General features: G+C 68.4%; 14 protein-coding genes and 1 tRNA gene. 5 read left to right on the top strand and 10 right to left on the bottom strand.

The features are described 5' to 3' along the window. Positions 1-54 precede the first annotated feature (54 nt). Positions 55-1,866, bottom strand: coding sequence for a 5'-nucleotidase C-terminal domain-containing protein (locus AB0M67_RS03615; protein ID WP_365742192.1), 1,812 nt, complete (start codon positions 1,864-1,866; stop codon positions 55-57). A 231-nt stretch (positions 1,867-2,097) separates the two neighbouring features. Between AB0M67_RS03615 and AB0M67_RS03610 the strand changes: the two genes are divergently transcribed. Further along, positions 2,098-2,835 carry an SIMPL domain-containing protein gene (locus tag AB0M67_RS03610; RefSeq protein ID WP_365742190.1) on the top strand — a complete coding sequence of 246 codons (738 nt, stop codon included), beginning with the start codon at positions 2,098-2,100 and terminating at the stop codon, positions 2,833-2,835. A gap of 109 nt (positions 2,836-2,944) precedes the next feature. Next, the gene (gene pyk / locus AB0M67_RS03605) at positions 2,945-4,378 is read left to right on the top strand and encodes a pyruvate kinase (RefSeq protein WP_365742188.1); all 1,434 of its coding nucleotides are present in this window, start codon (positions 2,945-2,947) and stop codon (positions 4,376-4,378) included. A gap of 48 nt (positions 4,379-4,426) precedes the next feature. Here the strand turns inward: pyk and AB0M67_RS03600 are convergent. Next, positions 4,427-4,501 (bottom strand) — tRNA-Leu (locus AB0M67_RS03600). A gap of 99 nt (positions 4,502-4,600) precedes the next feature. Here AB0M67_RS03600 and AB0M67_RS03595 point away from each other — a divergent pair. Then, a complete protein-coding gene (locus AB0M67_RS03595; protein WP_365742186.1) occupies positions 4,601-5,257 on the top strand; it encodes a response regulator in 657 nt (218 codons plus the stop codon). 139 nt (positions 5,258-5,396) lie between these two features. On the opposite strand, the gene AB0M67_RS03590 is transcribed toward AB0M67_RS03595, so the two are convergent. The 8 genes from AB0M67_RS03590 to AB0M67_RS03555 all read right to left on the bottom strand — a co-directional run bounded on the left by AB0M67_RS03590 (position 5,397) and on the right by AB0M67_RS03555 (position 14,815). Then, positions 5,397-6,113 carry an ABC transporter ATP-binding protein gene (locus tag AB0M67_RS03590; protein WP_365742184.1) on the bottom strand — a complete coding sequence of 239 codons (717 nt, stop codon included), beginning with the start codon at positions 6,111-6,113 and terminating at the stop codon, positions 5,397-5,399. After that, positions 6,110-6,994, bottom strand: coding sequence for an ABC transporter ATP-binding protein (locus tag AB0M67_RS03585; protein WP_365742847.1), 885 nt, complete (start codon positions 6,992-6,994; stop codon positions 6,110-6,112). The genes AB0M67_RS03590 and AB0M67_RS03585 overlap by 4 nt, the downstream gene beginning before the upstream one ends. A 5-nt stretch (positions 6,995-6,999) precedes the next feature. Then, positions 7,000-8,700, bottom strand: coding sequence for a branched-chain amino acid ABC transporter permease (locus tag AB0M67_RS03580; protein WP_365742182.1), 1,701 nt, complete (start codon positions 8,698-8,700; stop codon positions 7,000-7,002). Positions 8,701-8,705: 5 nt separating this feature from the next. After that, complete coding sequence (locus tag AB0M67_RS03575; protein WP_365742180.1) at positions 8,706-9,638, bottom strand: branched-chain amino acid ABC transporter permease; 933 nt, start codon at positions 9,636-9,638, stop codon at positions 8,706-8,708. Positions 9,639-9,738: 100 nt separating this feature from the next. After that, entirely contained in the window at positions 9,739-10,968 is a 1,230-nt protein-coding gene (locus AB0M67_RS03570) for a branched-chain amino acid ABC transporter substrate-binding protein (protein ID WP_365742178.1), read from the bottom strand. Between the two features lie 389 nt (positions 10,969-11,357). Beyond that, positions 11,358-11,828 (bottom strand): hypothetical protein, encoded by a 471-nt coding sequence (locus AB0M67_RS03565; RefSeq protein WP_365742177.1) that lies wholly within the window; start codon positions 11,826-11,828, stop codon positions 11,358-11,360. Between the two features lie 92 nt (positions 11,829-11,920). Continuing rightward, positions 11,921-12,403 (bottom strand): hotdog fold thioesterase, encoded by a 483-nt coding sequence (locus tag AB0M67_RS03560; RefSeq protein ID WP_365742175.1) that lies wholly within the window; start codon positions 12,401-12,403, stop codon positions 11,921-11,923. A 147-nt stretch (positions 12,404-12,550) separates the two neighbouring features. Beyond that, positions 12,551-14,815: an FdhF/YdeP family oxidoreductase gene (locus tag AB0M67_RS03555; RefSeq protein ID WP_365742173.1), complete on the bottom strand. Its 2,265-nt coding sequence runs from the start codon at positions 14,813-14,815 to the stop codon at positions 12,551-12,553. 205 nt (positions 14,816-15,020) lie between these two features. On the opposite strand from AB0M67_RS03555, the gene polA reads away from it, so the two are divergent. Together polA and AB0M67_RS03545 are read left to right on the top strand one after the other, a co-directional pair. Next, entirely contained in the window at positions 15,021-17,729 is a 2,709-nt protein-coding gene (polA, locus tag AB0M67_RS03550; RefSeq protein ID WP_365742171.1) for a DNA polymerase I, read from the top strand. Between the two features lie 217 nt (positions 17,730-17,946). Then, entirely contained in the window at positions 17,947-19,647 is a 1,701-nt protein-coding gene (locus AB0M67_RS03545; RefSeq protein ID WP_365742169.1) for a lytic transglycosylase domain-containing protein, read from the top strand. Positions 19,648-19,697: the final 50 nt, after the last annotated feature.

Raw genomic sequence — 19,697 nt, 5'->3', positions numbered from 1 at the left:
AGGAGAAGACGTACGCGGAGAGAAGACGTACGCGGGGAAAGGTGACGCGACCGGTCAGAAGACCGGCGTGCCGTCCCGCGTCAGCTTCCAGTCCACCGAGGCGAACGTCGCCGGGTCGACCGTGCCCGCCGACTGCACCCACCCGATGATCGTGTTGCGGATCTCGTCCGAATTGGCCCACAGCTGCTGCGCGGCGGCCACATGCGGGAAGTTACCGCCGCCGTTCGCCCGGTAGTTGTTGACAGCCAGTACGAACTTCGCCGCCGGGTCCAGATCCTTGCCCTCGAACCTGAGGTTCACGATCCGCGACCCGGCCGGCTTCGCGATGTCGATGTCGTACGTCAGCCCGGACACCACGTCGTAGTTGTAGTCCGGCGTGTTGTCGGCGTTCGTCAGCTTCGACGTGTCCACCGGCGCACCCGCCGCCGTCTGCACGTAGTACCGCGCGGAGAACTCCAGATACGCCTTGATCTGCGCGCCGGTCAGCAGCCGCGCCTCCATCGTGTTCTCGAACGGGTACAGCCCCGCCGCGTCCTTGATCGTCACATTGCCGGCCGGGATCGCCGCCGTACGCGAGAAACACGACGCCTGCGACAGCACGGGCAGCGCCGCCCACTCGCCGCCCGCCAGCGCCGCCTTCACCGTCTCCGTCTGCACATGATTGATCAGATCGATGATCGGCTCGTCCTTCCACGGCGCGTCGACCGTGGACATGGGGGCCGTGGACGTACCGATCACCTGATTGACATACGCCACGACCTTGCGGTGCTCATCGGAGAGCAGCCCGGTGATCTTCTTGTCCTCGGGGACCGTGTTGGAGTTCAGGACCTGCGAGCCGACCTTCTCGACCGTCCAGGAGCCCCGCTCCCACACCAGATCGAAATCGAAGAGCGTCAGCCGCTGGCCCCACTTGAGCGGCTCGGACAGGACGACGTCCTTGCCCGTCTTCTTGTTGACCACCCGGCGCTCCGGGATCTCGGCGTGCGCGTGCCCGACGAGAATCGCGTCGATCCCCGGCACCTGCTCCGCCACCAGCGTCGCGGCGTTCTCCACATACGGCACCTGATCGCCCCACGAGGACGTTCCGCTCGTACCGGAGTGCGCGGAGACGATGACCACGTCCGCGCCCATCGAACGCAGCTTCGGCACCCACTTCGCGGCCTGCTCCTCCAGACCCGGGAACGTCATCTTGCCCTGGACGTTCGCCTTGTCCCAGATCGCGATGCCGGGGTTCGTCAGCCCGAGGATGGCCACCCGCACATCACGGCCGTGCGGCGTCCGCAGCTTCTTGATCACATACGGCGCGAAAGCCGGCTTCAGGGTCTTCGCGTCCAGCGCGTTGGCACCGAGCAGCGGGAAATGGCACTGCTCCTCGAACTTCCGCAGCACCGGAATTCCGTAATTGAACTCGTGGTTGCCGAGCGCCGCCGCGTCATAGCCGATCGCGTTCATCGCCTGCGCCATCGGATGGACCGGACCGCGCTTCGCGGTGATCGGGTCGACCTTGGCGTAGTAGTACGACAGCTGAGTGCCCTGGATGGTGTCACCCGCGTCGATCAGCAGCGTGTTGTGGCGGCCCTTCTCCTTACGGATCCGGTCGACCAGCGTGGAGATCTTCGCCAGCCCGACATCATTGTGGGCGGCGTCGTCGAACTCCTTGTCGGTGAAGTAGTCCCAGTTGAAGACATTGCCATGCAGATCGGTGGTTCCCAGCACGGTGAACGAGTACCGCTTCTGCGGACGTCCATGGGCGGGACCATGAGCATGGCCGGTGGCCTCCGCCGGTATCGTCGCCCCGCCCACCAGCGCGGCACCCGCGCCGACGGCAGCCGAGCTGCCCAGGAACGTCCTACGGTTCAGCGGCATTTCCTTCTCTTCTCTCACTCGGGACATCGCGTCGATACGTGCACAACTCGATACGTGCACAACGCGCGTAGATTGTGGCTCAGACGAGGCGTCGGCAACACCCCCACAGGGTTGCGATCAGATGACTGCCGGTTGTCGCACCCGGTTGTCGCACCCGACTGTCGTACCCGGGTGCGACAGTGGACCTGATGCCGATGCCGTAGCCGTAGCCGTTCCACGAGGGAGCCGCCCGTGACCACCGCCGACACACCATCCCCCGCCGCGCCCTACGGCACCCCCGAGACGCCGAGGGTCGCCGTCCGCGGCGAAGCACGGCTGGAGGTCGACCCGGAGATCGCCAGAATCGGCATCGCGGTCAGCGCGCGCGGCACCGACCGGCGCACCGCCCTCGACGACCTCACCCGCCGCAACGGAGAAGTCCTCGCACTCGTCAAGTCCTACGGCGACGCCGTCGAGAAACTGGAGACCGGGGCGTTCTCCATCAGCCCAGAACTCACCAAACACGGCCGTGGCGAGCGCGTCCGCGCGTACCACGGCCGGGTGCATCTCACCGCCGAACTGACCGACTTCACTGCTCTGGGTGAACTCACCACCCGACTCGCCGACCTCGAACTGACCGAGGTCAGCGGACCCTGGTGGGCCCTGCGCCCCGACTCGCCGGCCCACGGCGACGCCCGGCGCGAGGCCGTACGGGAAGCCGTCCAGCGCGCCCGGGAGTACGCCGAAGCCCTCGGCGCCCGGCTCGCCGCCCTGGTCGAGCTGGCCGACCTCGGCGCGGAGAACACCGCCGCGTACGGCCTGCCGCCCGCGCCCGGCGGTCTCCGCAGCCGCAGCGGCTACGGAGCCACCGAAACGGCCGACGCGGCGCCCGTGCTCGACCTCGAACCACAGCGCCAGACCGTCTACGCGCAGGTGAACGCGCGCTTCACGATGACGCCCCCCGATTTGACGCCGAAGAAATGCTCATAGGAGCGCCACCGCGCCCATTCAAGCCTTGTCAATAACCCTTCATGTAAAGGTTGTTGAGTCGTCATGCGGCGCCAAATCCCTACCGGTCGGTAAGCCCTACTCTCGATATATGCGCCGAGCAAAGATCGTCTGTACCCTGGGGCCCGCCACCGACTCGTACGACCAGATCAAGGCACTGGTCGAAGCCGGAATGGACGTCGCCAGACTCAACCTCAGCCACGGCACCTACGCCGAGCACGAGGAGCGCTACCAGCGCGTACGGGAAGCCGCGGAAGAGGTCGGCCGGAGCGTCGGAATCCTCGCCGACCTTCAAGGTCCGAAGATTCGCCTCGGCCGGTTCCGCGAAGGCCCCGTACTCCTTGAACGCGGCGATGAATTCACCATCACCGTCGAACCCCTCGAAGGCGACCGCCACACCTGCGGCACCACCTACGAGGGACTCGCCGCCGACGTCAGCTCCGGGGAGCGCATCCTCGTCGACGACGGCAGGGTCACCCTCGAAGTCACCTCCGTCGACGGACCGCGCATCCACACCCTCGTGATCGAGGGCGGCATGGTCTCCGACAACAAGGGCCTCAACCTCCCCGGCGTGGCCGTCTCCGTCCCGGCGCTCTCCGACAAGGACATCGAGGACCTGCGCTGGGCGCTGCGCGTCGGCGCCGATGTCATCGCGCTCTCCTTCGTACGCAGCGGGGACGACATCAACGACGTCCACCGCATCATGGACGAGGAGCGCCGACGGGTCCCCGTCATCGCCAAGATCGAGAAGCCGCAGGCCGTCCAGAACATCGACGGCATCGTCGCGGCGTTCGACGGAATCATGGTCGCCCGAGGCGACCTCGGCGTCGAAATGCCCCTGGAGCAGGTGCCGATCGTCCAGAAGCGCGCCATCAAGCTCGCCAGGCGCAACGCCAAGCCGGTCATCGTCGCCACCCAGATGCTCGACTCGATGATCGACAACTCCCGCCCCACCCGAGCCGAGGCCTCCGACGTCGCCAACGCGGTGATCGACGGCACGGACGCGGTGATGCTCTCCGGCGAGACCAGCGTCGGCAAGTACCCCATCGAGACGGTCAAGACCATGGGCCGTATCGTCGAGGCCGCCGAGGAAGACCTCCTGGCCAAGGGCCTCCCCCCGATCACCGAGAGCAGCAAGCCCCGCACCCAGGGCGGCGCGGTGGCCCGCGCGGCGGCGGAGATGGGCGACTTCCTCGGCGCGAAGTTCCTGGTCGCCTTCACCCAGTCCGGCGACACGGTCAAGCGCCTCTCCCGCTACCGCTCCCCGATCCCCCTGCTCGCCTTCACCCCGGACCCGGCCACCCGCGCCCAGCTGAACCTCACCTGGGGTGTGGAAGCCTTCCTCGGCCCGCACGTCGACTCGACGGACGCGATGGTCGCGCAGGTGGACGACCATCTGCTGAAGATCGGCCGCTGCGACAGGGGCGACATCGTCGTCATCACGGCGGGCTCCCCGCCGGGTGTCGCGGGCTCCACGAACCTGGTGCGCGTACACCACATCGGCGAGGACGACAGTCCGAAGTAACACGCGGTCGCGGCGCGTTCCCGCGCGACCTTTGGAATCGAAGGAAAGTGCCCCAGGTGGGATTCGAACCCACACTGTCCGCTGTTTGAGAGCGGCCTCTCTAACCAGTTGGAGTACTGGGGCCTGAGAATGCAAGGGATTAGGGTCCCCCGCTCGGGCCTACTTTACCGCAGCTCGGTAGGCTCATGGGGAGCAGCACCCTGTCTGGAACGAGGAGCCCCCGTGACCGCCCCCGAGTCGCCCCAGCCCGTCGACGATGACGACAAGTCGCATGTTCCGCCGCTGACGACACGTGTCGTCATCGCCGAGGACGAGGCACTGATCCGTCTCGATCTCAAGGAGATGCTTGAGGAAGAGGGCTATTCGGTCGTCGGCGAGGCCGGAGACGGTGAGCGGGCCGTCGAGCTCGCGCGGGAGCATCGGCCGGATCTGGTGATCCTGGATGTGAAGATGCCCGTCCTGGACGGGATCTCCGCGGCCGAGAGGATCGCGGCGGAGTCCATCGCGCCCGTGCTGATGCTGACCGCGTTCTCGCAGCGGGATCTGGTGGAGCGGGCGCGGGACGCGGGGGCCATGGCGTATCTCGTGAAGCCGTTCAGCAAGAGTGATGTGGTGCCGGCCATCGAGATGGCGGTGTCGCGGTTCACGGAGCTGAAGACGCTGGAGCGGGAGGTCGCGGATCTGACGCTGCGGCTGGAGACGCGGAAGCTGGTGGACCGCGCGAAGTCGGTGTTGCAGACGCAGTACGGGCTGACGGAGCCGGCGGCGTTCCGGTGGATCCAGAAGACGTCGATGGACCGTCGGATGTCGATGCAGCAGGTGGCGGAGGCGGTCATCGAGGACGCGGCGGAGAAGAAGGCGGCGAAGGGCGGCCAGTAGGCCCCCGGGGCCGGTCCGCCGGACCGGCCCCGGCCGTCGGCGGCCCCGCGGCCGGTGTGTACGTACGTACGTCAGGAGGCCCACCCCGTTTCGCTCGGGGCGGGCCTCCTGAGGTGTTTCACGCGGTGCCCGCGCGGGGTCAGTCCTCGCCCAGATACGCCTTGCGTACGGACTCGTCGTGCAGCAGGTCCTGTCCGGTGCCGGAGAGGACGATCTTGCCGATTTCCATGACATGGGCCTGGTCGGCGAGTGAGAGCGCCGCCTGGGCGTTCTGTTCGACGAGCAGGATCGTCGTGCCCTGCTGGCGCAGCTCGACGATGGTCTCCATGATCTTCTGCATCATGATCGGGGAGAGGCCCATGGAGGGCTCGTCGAGCATGAGCAGCTTGGGCTGGGACATCAGCGCGCGTCCCATGGCGAGCATTTGCTGTTCGCCGCCGGAGAGGGTGCCCGCGGCCTGCTTCCGTCGTTCGCCCAGGATGGGGAAGAGGTCGTAGGCGCGCTGGATGTCCTTCTCGATACCGGCTTTGTCGGTCCGGAGGAACGCTCCGAGCTGGAGGTTCTCCGTGATGGTGAGCCGGGGGAAGATATGCCGGCCTTCGGGGGAGTGGGCGAGGCCCAGCGCGACGATCTTGTGCGCGGGGATTCCCGAGAGGGGCTTCCCGTCGAAGGTGACGCGCCCGCCGGAGGGCTTGAGGAGTCCGGAGAGGGTGCGCAGGGTGGTGGTCTTGCCCGCACCGTTGGTGCCGATGAGGGTGACGACCTGGCCGGCTTCGACGCTGAAGGAGATGCCCTTGACCGCCTCGATCTTGCCGTAGGCGACTTTGAGGTCCTCGACCTCCAGGAGTGCGGTCACTTCGCGTCCCCTTCCGAACCGGTGGTGCTGGTGTCGCCCTGCGCGTCCGCTTCGGCCGCCTCGACTTCGGCGACTTCCTCGGCGCCGGGCGCGCCGTCGAAGGGGGTGCCGAGATAGGCGGCGATGACGCGTTCGTCGCCCTGGACGACTTCCGCGGTGCCTTCGACGAGTTTCTCGCCCTGGACGAGACAGGCGACGCGGTCGCAGAGGTTGAAGATGAAGCGCATGTCGTGCTCGATGACGAGTACGGCGATGCCCTGGTCGCGGATGGCGAAGACGAGGTCTTCGGTGACGCGGGTTTCCTGCGGGTTCATTCCGGCTGTGGGCTCGTCGAGGAGCAGCAGGCCGGGGTCGCTGGCGAGGGCGCGCGCGATTTCGAGCTTGCGCTGTTCGCCGTAGGGGAGGTTGCGGGCGAGGTGGTCGGCCTTGTCCTGGAGGCCGATGAATTCGAGGAGTTCCATGGCGCGCTCATGGGAGGCGGCTTCGGCCTTCTTGAAGCCGGGGCCGCGCAGGAGTGCGGACCAGAGGCCCTCTTTGGTCCTGGTGTGGCGTCCGACGAGGACGTTCTCCAGGACGGTCATATTGGCGAAGAGCCTGATGTTCTGGAAGGTGCGCGCGATGCCCGCCTGGGTGACCAGGTGGGGTTTGGGCGGCAGGACGGTGCCCTTGTAGCTGACTCTGCCCTCGGTGGGTACGTAGAGCCCGGTGAGGCAGTTGAAGAAGGTGGTCTTGCCGGCGCCGTTGGGGCCGATGAGGCCGACGATCTCGCCGCTGCTGACCTGGAGGTCGACGGAGCGTACGGCGGTGAGTCCGCCGAAGCGCATGGTGACGCCGCTGGCGTCGAGCACGGTGGTCCGGGTGCTCGTGGTCGTGGTGGTCATATCGTTCACGCCCCCGCCTTGGCGGTGCTGACGCCCGCGCCGGGTTTGTCGTCGGGTACGTCGAGCTGGTCGGTCTCGTGGAATTCGAGCTGTGCGCGCCGGTTGGCGATGAGCCCTTCGGGGCGGAAGCGCATGAGGAGGATGAGCGCGATTCCGAAGCCGAGGAGCTGGTAGTCCTGGAGGAACTGGAGCTTCGCCGGGATGAGGTAGAGCAGCGAGGCGCCGATGAGGGGGCCGGTGATGGTGCCCATGCCGCCGAGGATGACGGCGGCGAGCAGGAAGGCGGAGTTCGGCGGTACGGGTCCGGCGAAGACGTACATCTCGGGGACCACGGTGTGCTGGACGTGCGCCTGTACGGTGCCGGCGAGGCCGGCGAGGGTGGCGCCGAGGGCGAAGGCGATCAGTTTGACGCGGAAGCCGTTGATGCCCATGGCGGTGGCGGCGGTCTCGTCCTCGCGGATGGCGACCCAGGCGCGGCCGATGCGGGAGTTGCCCGCCCGGCTGAAGACGATCACCACGAGGATCATGGCGAGCAGCATCAGCAGGTAGTAGTTGGCGTAGGAGCCGAGTTCGATGCCGAGGACGGTGTGGGATTCGCCGAAGTTGTACCCGAAGAAGTTGAGGTCGGGGATGTTCGGGACACCGTTGGGGCCGTTGGTGATGCGGGGGCCGGAGACGCCGTCGAGGTTGCCGACGGCGATACGGAAGATCTCTCCGAAGCCGAGGGTGACGATGGCGAGGTAGTCGCCGCGCAGTCGCAGGGTGGGTGCGCCGATGAGGACGCCGAAGACCAGCGAGACGACGGCGCCGGTGAGGACGGCGGCCCAGAAGGGGAAGTGGATGTCGAAGACGGACGCGGTGGTTCCGGAGACGAGGGCCGCCGTGTAGGCGCCGACGCCGAGGAACGCGACGTAGCCGAGGTCGAGCAGGCCGGCCAGGCCGACGACGATGTTCAGTCCGAGGGCGACGGTCGCGAAGATGAGGATGTTGACCGCGATCAGGGTGAACTGGTCGGTGCTCTGGGTGAAGGGGAAGGCCGCGGCGGCGACGAACGCGGCCGAGACGGCGATCATCCGGTATTTGGCGGTGAGCCCGTTGAGGCGGGCGATGAGGCCGGCCTTGAAGAGCGCGGTGGCGGTGAATCCGACGGTGAGCAGGAAGCCGGTGAAGAGTTCGGCGTACTCGGTGTCGATGCCGTAGGTGAAGACGAAGAGCCCGATGGCGAACGCGGCGACGATGATCAGGATCTCTGCCCAGGAGGGGAGTTCCTTGGGCCGTGTGGCCTTGCGGGTGTCGTCGGGGAGCAGGAAGGCCGCGACGACCGGGATGACGGTGACGACGGCCGCGACGAATCCGCCGGGTTCGAGGTTGACGACTCCGCCGAGTTCGACCGCGATGGCGATGACGGTGAACCAGGTGGTGGCCAGGCCGCCGAGGGCGAGCAGCTGGAGCGCCTTGGTGGAGCCGGTGGGGGTGAGCCAGCGCAGGCCCTTGACGCCGAGTGCGGAGAGCGCGAAGAGCGCGGTGAGCAGTCCGGCGGTGAGGGTGAGGAGCTGGAGGCCGCCCGGGTAGCCGTAGACGGTGAGGTCGCCGGGGAACTCGGTGGTGTAGGTCCAGGAGAGGAACGTGCTGGCTACGGTGGCGATGCCGCCGGCGAGGGCGAGCGCGCGCAGCCGCGTGGTGCGGGAGGAGGCTGTGTCGGTCATAGTTCTCACGCCCGATCCGCGACGCGCTCACCGAGCAGGCCCTGTGGCCTGACGAGGAGTACGACGATGAGAAGTACGAACGCCCAGACGTTGGCCCAGGCGCCGCCGCCGAGCTGTTGCATGCCGGGGATTTCCTCGATGTAGGCGATCGACATGGCTTCGGCGAGGCCGAGCACGACGCCGCCGACCATGGCTCCGTAGATATTGCCGATGCCTCCGAGGACGGCTGCGGTGAACGCCTTGAGTCCGAGGAGGAAGCCCATCTCGAAGTTGATCTGGCCCTTGTCGAGTCCGTAGGCGACCGCGGCGACCGCGGCGAAGGCGGCGCCGATGGCGAAGGCCATCACGATGATGCGGTCGGTGTTGATGCCCATGAGCTTGGCGGTGTCCCGGTCCTGGGACGTGGCCTGCATGGCGCGTCCGCTGCGGCTCTTGGAGACGAAGAGTCCGAGGGCGAGCATGCACAGGGGGGCGAGGACGAAGATGAACGCGTCGGCCCGCTGGATGTAGAGGTTGTCCGTCAGCTGGAAGGACTCACCCTTGAACTCGGGGAAGCTGACGGCCTTCTTGGCATCGGGGTAGAAGGCCCAGACGAGCTGCTGCAGTGTGATGGACAGGCCGATCGCGGTGATCAGCGGCGCGAGCCTGGGCGCTCCGCGCAGGGGGCGGTAGGCGAAGCGTTCGGCGGCGGTGGCCACGGCCACCGCGGCTATGGCGCCACCTATGATCATGAGCGGGATCGCCACCAGCAGGGAGGTTCCGCCGGGGAGCCAGGTGTAGGTGGTGAGGGCACCGAAGCCCCCGATCATGAAGATCTCGCCATGGGCGAAGTTGATGAGCTGGACGATGCCGTAGACCATGGTGTACCCGATGGCGATCAAGCCGTAAAGGGCACCGAGGGCAAGGCCGTTGGCCAGCTGTTGCGGCAGTTCGTTCACCGCAGGGCCTCCGATGAGCGTGTCGGATATGACACCGCGCGAGGGCGCTGTTGCGCCCTCGCGCGGTCCGGTCGTGGTGTGGGGGCTGTTGTCCGGGAGGTCAGTCCTCGAATGTGGCGCTCTTGACGTCCTTCCAGGCGCCGCCTTCGACCTTGTACACGGTCAGCTGCTTGTTGGTGGTGTCGCCGTACTCGTCGAAGGAGACCTTGCCGGTCACCCCGTCGAAGCTGACCTTGCTGGTGGCCTCGACGACCTGCTTGCGGGCGTCGTCGGGGAGCTTGCCGTCGTTGGCGGCGACGACGGCCTTGACGGCCTGGATGATCGTCCAGCCGGCGTCGTAGGAGTAGCCGCCGTAGGCCGCGTAGGGGTCCTTGTAGTTCTCGGCCGCGTAGTCGGCGATGAACTTCTTGGCGGTGTCGAGCTTCTCCACGGGGTAGCCGATGGAGGTGGCGAAGTCACCGTCGTTGGACTCACCGGAGGCCGAGATGAAGTTCGGGTCGTAGATGCCGTCGCCACCCATGGTGGGGATCTTGGCGCCCGTCTTCTTGATCTGGTCGGAGAGCAGTCCGCCCTCGGGGTACTGGCCGCCGAAGTAGACGGAGTCCGCGCCCGCGGCCTTGACCTTGTCGGCGGTGGAGGAGAAGTCGGTCTCCTTGACCGTGACGTGGTCGGTGCCGACGACCGTGCCGCCGAGGCGCTTGAACTCCTCGGAGAAGATGGAGGCGAGGCCGGCGCCGTAGGTCTGCTTGTCGTCGACGACGAAGACCTTCCGCTTCTTGGCGTCGTTGTAGTAGTACTGCGCGGCGAACTTGCCCTGGACGACGTCCGTGGCGGCCGTGCGGAAGTACGACGCGAAGGGGCGCTTCAGATCGCCCTTGGCCCAGTTGTCGCCCTGGCTCAGCGACGGGTTGGTGTTGGCGGGGGAGACCTGGAGGAGCTCGGCGGAGTTGAAGACACCCTGCATCGACTGGGCGACGCCGGAGTTCAGCGGGCCGACGACGCCGAGGACGTCCTTGTTGCCGACGAGCTTGGTGGCGTTGGCCTGGCCGGAGGCCGGGACGGCCTGGTCGTCGAGGGCCTCGATCTTGAACTCGACGCCGGGGACCTCGTTGGTCTTGTTCGCGGTCTTGGCGGCGAGGTCGACCGAGTTCTTGATGCCCTGGCCGAGCGCGGACAGCGAACCGGTGAGCGGCGCGTCGACACCGATGACGACGGTTATCTTGTCGCTCGCGCCGGTGCTCTTGCCTTCGTCGCGAGAACCACAAGCGGTGAGTGTGAGCGCTCCCGTGGTGATCACGGTGGTGAGGATGAGCAAGGAACGGTGTCGCACGATGAATCCTTTCCCTGGCGCGGCCTCCTCTGCTGAGGTGCCGTTCGCGTTCGCCGGGACACGGGTTCAGTCGCGTGGAGCGCACTGGGGTGCGTGCCTGGCGGCGCGGTGACTGGCCGTGACTCTAAGCGCAGGTGAGGGACTCGTGGAGTGGTGCGCGAAGGATGTGACTGTCTTGTTATGCCCGGGCCAACGCTTGGCGGCCACAGCTGGGGCAAATGGGGCGTTTCCGCGCTTTCCCAAAACGACCACATGGTGAGAACGCCCAGTTCCGCTAAGGTACTTGGGCCCATTTTGGTGCTGACCGCTCAATCGGGCACGGGAGGGCGGGAAAGCGGGCAGCGGGGGTGTCTGTGCGGGCAGTGTGAGAGTCCTCGTTCACTTGATTGTTACACAGCGTGATGTCGGACGGGGGTTCCGAGGCGTTGTCCGGACCGTGTCCAGTCCGATTCGCGCCAATTCTCGGAGCTGCCGGTGGCGCCGTTCATGGCGGCGCACCGTGCCGCGGTCCTGCGGTCGATCAGAGCCTGTGCCGCCGCGTCGCCGTGCTTCGTCCGCTCGGCGCGCGCCGCGGCCACGACCTCTTCGTGGATGGCGTACTGCTCATTGGACAGCCCCTTCTGTTCCCAGTCGAGCCCTGCCCACTCGGAGCCCTTGAGCGCTTCCTTCGCCCAGTACGAGACGAGCGCGGTGCAGAGCTCGGCCGGGGTGGTGCGGTGTGCCGCGGGGGTGGCGTCCGGGTCGGGGACGGCCGCCCCGCCACCGCCGCAACCGGCCAGCGCGCCGCCGAGGAGGGCGGCGCAGAGTGCGAGCGAGCATCGGGCGGCCGGGCGGCGCCCGCACTGTCCGGCCGTGGTCATGGGCGCAGAGTAGGCGGTGCTCCGGGCATGTACAAGGGCGCGTACGGGCATTCCCGTACGCGCCCTCGTGGCAGCGGAAGGCGGGATCCTCGCTACACGTTCTCGTTCGGCGCGGCGTCCGCCTCCGCGTCGCGGAGCAGACAGGTCAGCCGCGCGGTGCAGACCCGCTTGTCCCGCTCGTCGGTGATGACGATCTCGTAGGTCGCGGTGGACCGGCCGCGGTGGACGGGGGTGGCGACGCCCGTGACCAGTCCGCTCCGTACGCCCCGGTGGTGGGTGCAGTTGAGGTCCACGCCCACCGCGACCTTGCTCGTGCCGCCGTGCAGCATGGCGCCGATGGAGCCGAGGGTCTCGGCGAGAACGGCGGAGGCGCCGCCGTGCAGCAGTCCGTACGGCTGGGTGTTGCCCTCCACCGGCATGGTGCCGACGACGCGTTCCGCGGCGGCCTCGACGATCCGCACCTCCATGCGGGTGCCGAGATGGCCCGCGGAGAAGAGCGCGGGCAGGTCGACGCCGAGCGCGGCGTACTCGTCGATGATCTCCTGAGGGAACTTCGTGGAGGGCTGCTCACCCATGGGCCCGGCTCCGATCGGCTGCGGTGATGGCGTACGAAGTACGTGACGTACGCGGAGTACGTGACGTACGTGCTCTGTGCACCGTCCTGCATATCAGATGACTGAGCGAACGCTTAGCCCCCGTCCTGGCCCCGCCGGTTCCCTCCGCTACTCGAAGCGCACCACGACGGACTTGCTCGTCGGGGTGTTGCTCGTATCGGCCGTGGCATCGAGCGGCACCAGCACATTGGTCTCCGGGTAGTAGGCGGCGGCGCAGCCGCGGGCGGTCGGGTAGTGCACCACCCGGAAGCCCGGGGCCCGGCGCTCCACACCGTCCTTCCACTCACTGACGATGTCGGTGAACGCGCCGTCGACGAGGCCGAGTTCGCGCGCGTCGTCGGGGTTGACCATGACGATGCGGCGACCGCCCTTGATACCGCGGTAGCGGTCGTCAAGACCGTAGATGGTGGTGTTGTACTGGTCGTGCGAGCGCATCGTCTGGAGCAGCAGCCGCCCCTCGGGCAGTCTGGGGTACTCCACGGGTGCGGCGGTGAAGTTGGCCTTGCCGGTGGCGGTGGGGAAGCGGCGCTCGTCGCGCGGCGCGTGCGGCAGTTCGAAGCCGCCGGGGCGGGCGACCCGCGCGTTGAAGTCCTCGAAGCCGGGGACGACGCGCGCGATCCGGTCGCGGATGTTCGCGTAGTCCTTCTCGAAGTCCTCCCAGGGCGTGGTCGAGGAGGGGCCGAGGACGGCGCGCGCCATGTTGGTGATGATGGCGGGCTCGGAGAGCAGATGGGGGCCGGCGGGCGGCAGATTGCCGCGCGAGGCGTGCACCATGCCCATGGAGTCCTCGACGGTGACGATCTGCTTGCCGCCGGCCTGGATGTCCTTGTCGGTACGGCCGAGCGTGGGCAGGATCAGCGCGCGTACGCCGGTCACCACGTGCGAGCGGTTGAGCTTGGTGGACACATGCACCGTCAGCCGCGTTCGGCGCATCGCGGCCTCGGTGACCTCGGTGTCGGGCGTCGCCCCGACGAAGTTGCCGCCCATGGCGAAGAAGACCTTGGCGTCGCCGTCGCGCATCGCCTCGATGGAGCGCACCACGTCGTAACCGTGGTGGCGGGGCGAGGTGATGGAGAACTCCTGGTCAAGGCGGTCGAGAAAGGCCGGATCGGGCCGCTCGAAGATGCCCATCGTGCGGTCGCCCTGCACATTGGAGTGTCCGCGCACCGGGCAGACCCCCGCGCCGGGGCGGCCGATGTTGCCGCGCAGCAGCAGGAAGTTGACGACTTCGCGGATGGTCGGCACGGAGTGCTTGTGCTGGGTCAGGCCCATCGCCCAGCAGACGATGGTGCGCTTCGAGGCGAGGGCCATCTCGGCGGCCTTCTCGATCTCGGCCCGCTGCAGACCGGTGGCGACAAGGGTCTCGTCCCAGTCGGCGGCGAGCGCGGCGGCCCTGAACTCCTCGTACCCGTGGGTGTGTTCCTCGATGAACGCCTCGTCGATGGCGCCCGGGGTCTCCAGGACGAGCCGGTTGAGCAGCCGGAACAGCGCCTGGTCGCCGCCGATACGGATCTGCAGGAAGAGGTCGGTGAGGGCGGCGCCCCTGATCATGCCGAGCGGGGTCTGCGGGTTCTTGAACCGTTCCAGACCGGCCTCGGGCAGCGGGTTCACCGAGATGATCTTCGCACCGGCGGCCTTGGCCTTCTCCAGCGCGGAGAGCATCCGGGGGTGGTTGGTGCCCGGGTTCTGGCCCGCGACGATGATCAGATCGGCCTGGTGCATGTCGTCGAGGGAGACGCTGCCCTTGCCGATGCCGATGGTCTCCGAGAGGGCGGAACCGGAGGACTCATGGCACATGTTCGAGCAGTCGGGCAGGTTGTTCGTGCCGAACTCGCGCGCGAAGAGCTGGAGGAGGAACGCGGCCTCGTTGCTGGTGCGCCCCGAGGTGTAGAAGCAGGCCTCGTCGGGTGACGCTAGGGCGTTGAGCTCCTCGGCGATGATCGCGAAGGCGCGCTCCCAGCTGATGGGTTCGTACTGGTCGGCGCCCTCGGGCAGATACATGGGGTGCGTGATCCGGCCCTGCTGGCCGAGCCAGTAGCCGCTCCGCTCGAAGAGATCCGACACGGGGTGCTCGGCGAAGAACTCCGGAGTGACCCTGCGGACGGTCGCCTCCTCCGCGACGGCCTTGGCGCCGTTCTCGCAGAACTCGGCGGTGTGCCGGTGGTCGCCCTCGGGCCAGGCGCAGCCGGGACAGTCGAAACCATTCTTCTGGTTGACCTTCAGGAGCGTCCGCGCGGTGCGGCGCGTACCCATCTGCTGGTGTGAGATGAGCAGGGAATGCGCGACCGCGGGAATTCCCGCCGCGGCGTGCTTGGGGGCCTTGACCTGCGGCGAATCCTGTACCGGATCGCCTGCCGGCGGCTTGCTGGCCATCACGCTCTCCTATGAACTCAGTGAGGCTGAATCCGATTGTCTACAGTAGACAATCATCTCACGCCTCTGTGGCCACGATACGTCCGGCCCATGTCTGACTCGTCACGCGCGGAGGGCGGATGAGGCCGGGGCGACGCGGGTACGGGGCCGTCGCGGACGGTCGGCGCGGCCGGGATTGTCAGTGCGACGTGGCAGGATCGGGTACGTGGCTGAGACAGCATCGAAGAAGACCGCAGACAACCGTCCTCGCCTGCTCCTCATGGACGGGCACTCCCTGGCGTACCGGGCGTTCTTCGCGCTGCCCGCGGAGAATTTCACGACCGCGACCGGCCAGCCGACGAACGCCATCTACGGCTTCGCGTCGATGCTGGCGAACACATTGCGTGACGAGTCGCCCACGCATTTCGCCGTCGCCTTCGACGTGTCCCGCAAGACCTGGCGCTCCGAGGAGTTCCCGGAGTACAAGGCCAACCGCTCCAAGACGCCCGACGAGTTCAAGGGGCAGGTCGAGCTGATCGGCGAGCTGCTGGACGCGATGCGCGCCGACCGGTTCGCGATCGAGGGGTTCGAGGCGGACGATGTCATCGCGACGCTCGCCCGCCAGGCCGAGGCCGCGGGCTTCGAGGTGCTGATCGTCACCGGCGACCGGGACTCGTTCCAGCTCATCAGCGAGCACACGACGGTGCTGTACCCCACCAAGGGTGTCTCCGAACTGACCCGCTTCACCCCGGAGAAGGTCCAGGAGAAGTACGGACTGACCCCGGCGCAGTACCCGGACTTCGCGGCCCTGCGCGGCGACCCGTCCGACAATCTCCCCGGTATCCCGGGCGTCGGTGAGAAGACCGCCGCGAAGTGGATCAACCAGTTCGGCTCGTTCGACGAGTTGGTCGCGCGCGCCGACGAGGTGAAGGGCAAGGCCGGACAGAACTTCCGGGACCATCTGGAGTCGGTCAAGCTCAACCGCAGGCTCACGGAGCTGTCGTGCGATGTCGAGCTGCCCAAGACCCCGCAGGAGCTGGAGCGCGCCCCGTACGACCGTACGGCCCTGATCGGCGTGCTGGAGGTTCTGGAGATCCGTAACCCCAGCCTGCGCGAGCGGCTGCTCGCGGTGGATCCCGGCGCCGCCGAGGACGAGGCCCCGGCGCCGGCCGCCGGGGTGGAGCTGGACGGTTCGGTGCTGGCCTCGGGCGAGCTGGCGCCCTGGCTCGCGGAGCACGGCGCGCAGCCGCTCGGTGTCGCCACGGCCGACACCTGGTCGCTGGGTACGGGCAGCGTCAGCGAGGTCGCGCTCGCCGCGGCCGGCGGCGCGGCGGCCTGGTTCGATCCGACCCAGCTGGACGAGTCCGACGAAGGGGCCTTCGCGGCCTGGCTCGCCGACGAGGCCCGGCCCAAGGTCATGCACAACGCGAAGGGCGCGATGCGTGTCGCCCCCGAGCACGGCTGGCGGGTCGGCGGCGTCACGATGGACACCGCCCTCGCCGCCTATCTGGTCAAGCCGGGCCGCCGCTCCTTCGCGCTCGACACGCTCGCCATCGAATATCTGGGCAGGGAGCTGGCCCCGGCCACCGCCGACGGACAGCTCGCGTTCGGCACCGACGAGCAGGCCGAGGCCGAGGCGCTGATGGCACAGGCCCGCGCCGTCCTCGATCTGGGTGACGCCTTCACCGAGCGGCTGGGCGAGGTCGGTGCCACCGAACTGCTCCAGGACGTGGAGCTGCCCACCTCCGAGCTGCTCGCCCGGCTGGAGCGGCACGGCATCGCCGCCGACCGCGCCCATCTGGAGGCCATGGAGCAGCAGTTCGCGGGCGCCGTGCAACAGGCCGTGAAGGAGGCGCACGCCGCCGTCGGCCATGAGTTCAACCTCGGCTCGCCCAAGCAGCTCCAGGAAGTCCTCTTCGGTGAGCTGGGCCTGCCCAAGACGAAGAAGACCAAGACCGGTTATACGACGGACGCCGACGCGCTCGCCTGGCTGGCCGCCCAGACCGAGCACGAACTGCCGGTGATCATGCTGCGCCACCGTGAACAGGCGAAGCTGCGGGTGACGGTCGAGGGCCTGATCAAGACGATCGCGGCCGACGGCCGCATCCACACCACCTTCAACCAGACGGTGGCGGCGACCGGCCGGCTCTCCTCCACCGACCCCAATCTGCAGAACATCCCGGTCCGCACCGACGAGGGCCGGGCGATCCGGCGCGGCTTCGTCGTGGGCGAGGGGTACGAGTCGCTGATGACGGCCGACTACAGCCAGATCGAACTGCGGGTGATGGCCCATCTCTCCGAGGACGCCGGGCTGATCGAGGCCTTCACCTCGGGCGAGGACCTGCACACGACGGTCGCCTCCCAGGTGTTCGGGGTGAAGAAGTCCGCGGTCGACCCCGAGATGCGCCGCAAGATCAAGGCGATGTCGTACGGACTGGCCTACGGTCTCTCGGCGTTCGGGCTCTCGCAGCAGCTGAACATCGAGGCGGCCGAGTCACGCGCCCTGATGGACACGTTCTTCGAGCGCTTCGGGGGCGTACGGGACTATCTGCAGCGCGCGGTCGTGGAGGCCAGGGCCACCGGCTATACGGAGACGATGCTCGGCCGCCGCCGCTATCTCCCGGACCTCAACAGCGACAACAGGCAGCGCAGGGAGATGGCCGAGCGGATGGCGCTCAACGCCCCCATCCAGGGCACCGCGGCGGACATCGTCAAGGTCGCCATGCTCAAGGTCGACCGCGCGATGGCCGAGGCGGGACTGACCTCCCGGATGCTCCTCCAGGTCCATGACGAAATCGTCCTGGAGATCGCGCCGGGCGAGCGCGAGCCGGTGGAGGAGCTGCTGCGCCGCGAGATGTCGACGGCGGTCGAACTGCGCGCGCCGCTGGATGTGTCGGTGGGCGTGGGCGGGGACTGGGAGTCGGCGGCGCACTGACGGGCGGTGCCGGGGACGGACGCGGGACCGGCGATGCCCTGACGATGATGCCCGAGGTGCCCTTGGTGAGGGCTCTTCGGGCATCAGGGCGACTCACAGGTGGCGAACTGGTGAAAAGCGGTCACGGACCGGTGTGCTGGGGCGAGGAGTTGACATAGGGTCGCCTGAGTCCTCGCGCGGGGAGCGCGAACAGCCGACCACGGGAGGGGCCAGACATATGTCCGCGCTATTCGGCAGGCGCTTGCGCAGAGGAGCGACCACCACCGCGGTGGCCGCCGCCGCGATCGCGGCCCTCTCCGCTTCCCAAGCACCGGGCGCCATCCCCCCCGACGCGGGCGGTGCCCAGTCGGCCGCCGACGCGAACCCGCCCGCCGGCTCGTCGGCCACCGGCAACTCCCCGTACTACACCGAGCTTCCACCGCTCACCACGCCCGACAAGCCCGGCACCTCGATCGATCTGCCGGCCATCGGTACAGGCCCGGCGGAAGCGGGCATACCGGCCTCGGTGCTGGCCGCGTACAAGCAGGCGGAGCAGTCCCTCGCGGAGACCAAGCCCGGCTGCAATCTGCCCTGGCAACTGCTCGCCGCCATCGGGAAGGTCGAGTCGGGCCAGGCGCGCGGCGGCCGGGTGGACGCCAATGGCACCACGACGTCGCCGATCCTCGGTCCGGTGCTCAACGGCATCGGCTTCGCGAATATCTCCGACACCGACAACGGCGAGTACGACGGCGACTCCACGCACGACCGCGCGGTCGGCCCGATGCAGTTCATCCCGTCCACCTGGGCGACCTGGGGCCGGGACGCCAACGGCGACGGCCGTAAGGACCCCAGCAACATCTACGACGCGGCGCTCGCGGCGGGGGAGTACCTCTGCCACGCGGACCGCGATCTGTCCGTCGACGCCGATCTCCGTCGGGCGATCCTCAGCTACAACCAGTCGCAGGAGTATCTGACCACCGTCCTGACCTGGTTCGAGTACTACAACAAGGGCACGCACGAGGTCCCGGACGGTACGGGCGTGCTGCCCGTCGGCACCGGCCCCGCCGACCCGGGCCCCTCGCCCAGCCCGACCCCGCCGCCGAGCCCCGACACGCCGAAGCCGCCCAAGCCCAGCGACCCGACCCCTCCCGGCACCGGCCCGTCCACCCCGGGTGGCGGCCCGACCAAGCCGGGCGGCGGCTCCACCACCCCGCCCGCCCCGCCCACCACGCCCGCCCCGAAGCCCGTCGTCAAGCGGATCGAGAAGACCGACACGGGCACGCTCACGGCCATGGCGGGCAGCCAGTTCACGGAGCGGACCTCGGTACGCGCCGTGGACGCGGCAGGCGAGCCCGTCGCGGACGTCCCGGTGCGGTTCGAGATCGTCGGCGACACCGACGCCCGCTTCGTGTCCGGCAAGTCCGCGCTGACCCTCAGCACCGGCGAGGACGGCACGGCGACCGCCCCGCCCGTCCAAGCGGGCGAGCAGACCGGCGAGTTCGCGATCCGGGCCAGTGTGGACGTCAAGGGCGTCGCGGACGTCGAGTACGCCGCGTCGGTCACGGCCCGCCAGGCGGACGGACTCACCAGGACCGGCGACAAGGAGCTGACGGCCGAGTCCGGCACGGCGTTCGAGGACCAGGTCTCGGTCAAGGCCACCTACCAGGGGGAAGCCGCGTCGGATGTCGCCGCGACCGCCGTGATCACGGCCGTGGGCGGCTCCGCCCCGAGCGCCGACGGGCCCTACTTCAAGGACGCGGACGGCGAACCGCTCCGTGAGCTGACGGAGCTGAAGACGGACGCCGACGGTGCCCTCCAGCTCCCGAAGATCTACGCGGACGACACGACAGGCACATTCCTGCTCCGTATCGAGACCGAGGGCGGCGCGACGCTGACCGTCGAGCTGAAGGTCACCGCCCCGCCGGCGGACACCCCGTAAGCCCTGGACCTGAGAGGCACCGAACGCCGCCGCCCTCCGCGCGATCCGCC

The sequence above is a fragment of the Streptomyces sp. NPDC051662 genome (assembly GCF_040681655.1).
GTDB lineage: Bacteria > Actinomycetota > Actinomycetes > Streptomycetales > Streptomycetaceae > Streptomyces.
This window is presented reverse-complemented; position numbering and strand designations above follow the sequence as displayed.

Bases quoted from the DNA above. Each gene is read 5' to 3' on its own strand.
- AB0M67_RS03585 (WP_365742847.1), bottom strand. From the start codon at position 6,994: ATGACCACCACGACCACGAGCACCCGGACCACCGTGCTCGACGCCAGC.
- AB0M67_RS03580 (WP_365742182.1), bottom strand. From the start codon at position 8,700: ATGACCGACACAGCCTCCTCCCGCACCACGCGGCTGCGCGCGCTCGCC.
- AB0M67_RS03615 (WP_365742192.1), bottom strand. From the start codon at position 1,866: ATGCCGCTGAACCGTAGGACGTTCCTGGGCAGCTCGGCTGCCGTCGGC.
- AB0M67_RS03545 (WP_365742169.1), top strand. From the start codon at position 17,947: ATGTCCGCGCTATTCGGCAGGCGCTTGCGCAGAGGAGCGACCACCACC.
- AB0M67_RS03565 (WP_365742177.1), bottom strand. From the start codon at position 11,828: ATGACCACGGCCGGACAGTGCGGGCGCCGCCCGGCCGCCCGATGCTCG.
- AB0M67_RS03560 (WP_365742175.1), bottom strand. From the start codon at position 12,403: ATGGGTGAGCAGCCCTCCACGAAGTTCCCTCAGGAGATCATCGACGAG.
- AB0M67_RS03555 (WP_365742173.1), bottom strand. From the start codon at position 14,815: ATGGCCAGCAAGCCGCCGGCAGGCGATCCGGTACAGGATTCGCCGCAG.
- pyk (WP_365742188.1), top strand. From the start codon at position 2,945: ATGCGCCGAGCAAAGATCGTCTGTACCCTGGGGCCCGCCACCGACTCG.